Source organism: Photorhabdus namnaonensis (assembly GCF_001684335.1).
Taxonomy (GTDB): Bacteria; Pseudomonadota; Gammaproteobacteria; order Enterobacterales; family Enterobacteriaceae; genus Photorhabdus; species Photorhabdus namnaonensis.
In genome coordinates this window covers 195,448-201,780 of sequence record NZ_LOIC01000082.1, presented here as the reverse complement: position 1 = coordinate 201,780, position 6,333 = coordinate 195,448, and the positions used below count along the sequence as shown (strand labels likewise).

Annotated in this window: 1 protein-coding gene; it reads right to left on the bottom strand. The window is 53.4% G+C overall.

Translation table 11 applies throughout. From position 1 onward, the window contains the following. The coding region (locus Phpb_RS25020) for a non-ribosomal peptide synthetase (protein WP_122983187.1) at positions 1 to 6,333 on the bottom strand (6,333 nt) is incomplete at both ends.

The following is a 6,333-nucleotide window of genomic DNA, read 5'->3' as shown; positions in this document are numbered from 1 at the left end:
GACCGGGTCCAGCGGCACATAGGCCCCCCCGGCTTTCAGCACCGCTAATACCCCCACCACCATTGCCGGTGAACGTGACACGCAAACCGCCACCCGTTGGTCCGGTGTAACGCCCAACGTTATCAGTTGATGCGCCAGACGGTTGGCGCGGGCATTGAGCTCGGCATAGCTGAGGAGCTGTTCTTCATATACCACAGCCGTCTCATTAGGCGCGTTCTCCACCTGTTGTTCAAATAATTGATGAATACATAACTGATTAGAATATGTTGTTTCAATTACATTCCAAGTTTCCAGCAATAGTCTGCGCTCTGTCACTGTCAGAATATCGATTTTTCCGACCGGTTGTTGAAGGTTAGTCACCACCCCTCGCAATACGGTATGGAGATATTGCATATGCCGCTCAATGGTCGGCTGGTCAAACAGTGCGGTGGCATAATTCAGATAACCGACAATCTTGCCCTCTACCTCAGACAAGTTCAGCTCAAGATCGAACTTAACCACATCAAAAGCTTGCCCGACAGGTGAAACCACCAGTCCCGGCAACCGCCATTCCGTGTTCTCATTGTTCTGCCAGGCAAACATCACTTGGAACAATGGGGTATGCGCCAGTCGGCGTGGTGGTTGCACGATTTCCACCACCTGTTCAAACGGCAGATCTTGATGTTCCTGTGCCGCCAACGCGGTTTGTCTTACCCGCGCCAGTAATTCCGCCACATTGGGTTCACCGGATAAATCCATCCGCAACGCCAGCGTATTCACAAAAAAGCCGATCAAGGATTCCACTTCTTGCCGACTGCGACCGGCACTCGGCGTACCGATAACCAGATCTTCCTGACCTGACAAACGCGATAGAACCGTTGCCCAAGCCGCCAACAGGGTCATAAATAACGTGACGCCCTGTTGCTCACTCAAGCGTTTAAGGGATTGGGTTAACTCTGCATCCAGACTGACAGGCAAGATATTTCCGGCAAATGACTGCTGAGATGGACGTGGCCGGTCAGTGGGCAAATCCAACAGAACCGGCGCATCAACTAGATTGGTGCGCCAATAGTCAGATTGGGACTGTATCTGTTCTGCCGACAACCATTGGCACTGCCAGGCGGCGTAATCAGGATACTGAATCGTCAACGGCGGCAATGGATCAGGCTGTTGGTTCAAGTAAGCCGAATAAAGCGCCTCCAGCTCTGATTTCAATACCCCTAAAGACCAACCATCGGAAACAATATGGTGCTGAGTCAGTAAGAAAACGTGATCATCATCAGCCAGTTGTACCAGACTGGAACGAATTAATGGGCCACAGGCAAGATCAAACTGTGCCCCGGCTTCCTGAGCAGAGAGAGAGGCAAGTTGGGCATCTACATCCGGTACGTCACGTAGATCATATTTCTTCATCGGCAGCCCTAATGCCGCCGGCAACAATTCCACCTGCGGCTGGCCGTCAACAGCAACAAAAACAGAACGCAACGCTTCATGACGGGCAAACAACATATTAAGCGCCTGCTGCCAAGCCACAATATCCAACTGACCATATAGACGCAGGGCCAGAGGAATATGATAGGTCTCACTCACCCCCTCAAACTGCGCCAGGAACCACAGGCGCTGTTGCGCAAATGACAACGGCAATTGGCCCTCACGAGACAGCGGAATGATAGCGGGCAATACCTCGCCTAACTCATCAAACCGGGCACGCATCGCCTCAGCAAAGGCTATCAAAGACGGGAATGTAAACAGCGTGGACAGCGGTAATTCAATCCCCAACGCCGCTATCCTGTTCATCATCCGCACCGCCAATAGCGAATGGCCGCCCAGTGCGAAAAAGTTGTCATACCGGCTAATCCGCTCAACACCCAGTAACTCACACCAGATAGCGGCCAATGTGGTTTCCATCTCCCCTGACGGCGCGGCGTAAATCTGCCGGGCAATAGCCTCTTCCCCCGGCGCCGGTAGCGCCCGGCGGTCCAGTTTACCATTCGAGGTCAGCGGGAAGGCATCCAGACGTACAAACGCGGCCGGAACCATATAATCCGGTAACACCGCACTTAAATGAGTACGCAGACGATTGACCAACTCTTCATTCACTTCTGCCACCACATAAGCCACCAGCCGTTTGTCCTGACCGTCGTCCAGCACCAGTACAGCAACTTCATTCACCGCCGGGTGTTCCATTAATCGGGCTTCGATTTCCCCCGGCTCAATGCGGAAACCACGGATTTTCACCTGTTGGTCATTACGACCCAGAAATTCCAGATTGCCATCCGGTAGATAGCGAGCCAAATCCCCGGTCCGGTACATCCGGGCACCCGGTTCATCATTGAACGGATCTGGCAGGAAACGTTCAGCGGTCAATTCAGGGCGATTAAGATAGCCACAGGCAACCCCATCTCCGCCGATATAAATTTCCCCTTCCGCCCCCAACGGTACTAACTGACCATTGGCATCCAACAGATAAACCCGCGTATTGGCTATCGGTCGGCCAATGGGAATTCTCGCCACTCCCGACGATAACGCGGTAATACGGTAGGTGGTGGTAAAGGTGGTGCCCTCACTCGGTCCATAGCCATTTAATAACTGTTGCGGCGGGCTATCACGCAGAACTTGCGCCATCACATGCGGATCCAGCACATCGCCGCCGACAATCAGAATTTTGAGCTGAGGAAGAGCCGGAGACAACTCTGCCGCCAGTCGGTTAAATAGCCCGACACTCAACCACAGTACGGTAATGCGATAAGTCTGTAATGCCTGGGCAAACTCTTTGGGCGTTAGCACAGTAGCGTGATCAATCACCACCAGCGTACCGCCATTCAGCAATGGCGCCCAAACCTCAAAGGTGCTGGCATCAAAAGCTGGGTTAGCTTCAAACGCCACCCGATCATCCGGCCCGATTTCGGCGTACCCGTTATTGATGACCAGTCTAACCACCGCCCGATGCGGCACCATTACCCCTTTAGGTGTACCGGTCGAGCCGGAGGTATACATAATATAAGCCAGCTCAGTACTGGTGCGGGACAAGTCAGGATTAAGGTAATCCTCCGCCTTGATAGAGCCGCTCTCATTGGCCAAGTCAACCGGGATATCAGTAAGCAATAATTGGGCTGAACAGTCGGTTATCAGCCAGTGTTTCCGCTCATCCGGTACTCTAGGATCGATCGGCACATACACGGCCCCGGCCTTGAGGATAGCCAATTGAGCCACCACCAGTTCAACAGAACGTTCTAACTGCACTGCGACCCGGTTATCGGGCTGGACCCCCTGCCCAATTAACCAGTGAGCCAGCCGGTTGGCGCGAGCATTTAATTCGGCATAGTTGAGAATGTGTTCTCCATACACCAGCGCTATCGCATCAGGAGTGTTTTCTGCCTGTTGTTCAAACAGCCGGTGAATACAACACTGGTCAGGATATGGCGCCTGGGTCGCATTCCAGCTCTCCAGCAACAGCCTTTTTTCTACTGCCGGTAAAATATTCAGTAACCGTATTGGAGCTTCCGGCCGCTGCTCAAGCGCTTGTATCAGACTTTCCAGTGCTTGTTGCATATAACCACATATCCGCTCCGGATCAATCGGTTGAACGATTTGTGCCGTCAACCCCAAAGAGTGACCAAAATCCTCCACTGAGAGCACCAACGGATAGTTCGTGCGCTCTTGCCCGCCCAAGAATTCAATGCCGCTGATGGTTGCATCCGTGGTTATCGCCGGCGCATTATGCCGGTAGTTCAACAAAGCGCTAAAGAGCGGAATTTCATCTTGCACCCGACTGCAACGTTGAGCCAGCGCCAGTGACGCATGTTCATGCTCCAACAATCCGGCTAACCGGGTATGCGCTAACCGTACACTCTCCTGCACCGGGGTATCATCTATATCCAACCGCAACGGCAGAGTGTTGACAAACAATCCCATGCCGCTGTCAGCCCCTTCTCCTGCCTGCATCCGCCCAAACAGCACGGTGCCGAACACCACTTTCGCCTGTCCGCTGGTACGTGACAACACCTGTGCCCAGGCCAAATGACATAACGCAGCCAAACTGACGCCCAGACGCCGGGCCTGGCTACGCAAGCGGTCATTCAGATCAGGCGCCAACATCCGGTGCGATTCCGCCATTTGTGAACCATCCCGATGCACTTCCGTCAACCCGAATGGTAACGTCGGTTCATCCACTTCAACCAACATGTCAGTAAAGAAACGGGTATGCTCGGCCTGACTCACCCCTAACCGGACTTGTGCCACCAAATTGCGGAAAGGAACCGGCGATGGCAAGCTCTCTTCCTGTCCGGCAAAATAAGCCTGAACCTCACGGTTCATCACTTCCAGCGTCGTATGGTCGCCAATCAAATGATGCAACAATTGCAATACGCACCAGCGGCCATCACTCTCCTGAGCTATTACAAAATGCAGCAAAGGCGCTCGTTGCAGATCAATACGATAGCGACTCGGATCAAAACGTTGAGCTAACTGGTCACGGACCGACCCATCAATCGGGTTCAATGTCAGTTCGGTGATTAATAATTGAGCCTGACGCCAAACCACCTGAACCGGCGTGGGTAATCCCTGCCAGATAAAGGCCGTACGCAGAATGTCATGACGGTCAATCACCTGTTGCATGGTCACCAAATAGCTGTCCAACAGGGCACGGTCAGCAAAGACCATCTGACCGGCCAGCAAATATGGATCGCCGTTATTCGCCAGCAAATGGTGAAACAGGATGCCGTCCTGCAACGGTGACAGGGCATAGATATCCTGAATATTAGCCATTCCACCCGGCACTTGTTCCACAATATAGTCAATCTCAAGCTGGGTCAGCTCAATCAACGGCAACATCTCAGGTGTGAGCGCCGTGGTCGCCGAGGTAATGACATTTGCCGGCACTATCACCGCCTGTGATTGCCCTACTGTTTGGGCAAATTCAGATAACACTGGGGACTGGAATAAATCACGTACCGCCAGGGTTAACCCGGCATTACGCAGACGTTCAACCATCCGCACCGCCAGCAATGAATGACCGCCCAAGGCAAAGAAGCTGTCATGCCGACTGATCTGTTCAATACCCAACAACTCGCTCCAGACTGCGGCTAATAGGGTTTCTGTCTCCCCTTGAGGCGCTTCATAAACCTGACGGGCAAAAGCTCCCTCCCTCGGCGCAGGTAACGCCCGACGATCCAGCTTGCCGTTCGGCGTCACCGGGAGGGCATCCAGACGCACAAAGGCCGCCGGTATCATGTAATCCGGCAAAATGGCTCTTAGATGAACATGCAAGCTGTTAACCAACCGGTCATCCGCTTCTGCCGCCACATAGGCCACCAGCCGTTTATCCTGATCGTCACCCAAAGCCAGCACCAGTGCTTCACTTACCGCCGGGTGCTCCAGCAATCGGGCTTCTATTTCCCCCGGCTCAATACGGAAACCGCGGATTTTCACCTGCTGGTCATTACGGCCCAGAAATTCCAGATTGCCATCCGGCCGATAGCGGGCCAAATCCCCGGTCCGGTACAAACGGGCACCAGGTTCACCACTAAACGGATCGGCCAGAAAACGTTCTGTCGTCAAATCAGGGCGGTTGAGATAGCCTCGCGCAACACCCACACCGCCAATATACATCTCTCCAACCGCGCCTAACGGCACCGGCTGACCGTTAGTATTTAGCAAATAAATTCGTGTGTTAGCTGTCGGACGCCCAATCGCAATGACGCCCTCAGTGTAGTCTGACGGACAACACCAGGTAGCCGCACACACCGTGATTTCTGTTGGTCCATAGGCATTAAACACCGTTGCCCGACGACTCAATGCCTGAATCAGCGCCACGCTGGGCGCCTCACCACCGAGTATCAACGTCGGTCTTATTGCCATCTCCGGCACATCGGTCCCCTCTCGGAGTAGGGCCGGGGTCAAGCAAGCGTGGGTTATCGCCTGTTCTTCCAGATAATGCCAGAGATAGCGAGGCTCCTGACGCACCGCATCGGCAGGAATCGACAAAATGGCTCCACTGCACAATGCCATCAGGGTTTCCCAGACACCGGCATCAAAGCCAAATGAGGCAAACTGCAACATCCGGCTCCCCGGATGAATATCAAACTGAACGATTTTTTCCTGAATCAGGTTAACCAGCCCACGATGTTCGACCATCACGCCCTTTGGTATGCCGGTCGAACCGGAGGTATAAATCACATACGCCAGATGGCGTGGAGTTAATGCCGATATCTGCGGGTTGCTATCCGGTTGGTTAAGCAATAAATTTGGGTCCAGTACAGTTAGCGCTGTCAACACTTTTTTGCCTAACGCGGCACGTCCAGCATCATCTGCCAGTACAATAGCCGGCGCAGCATCGGTTAAAATATGAACCAA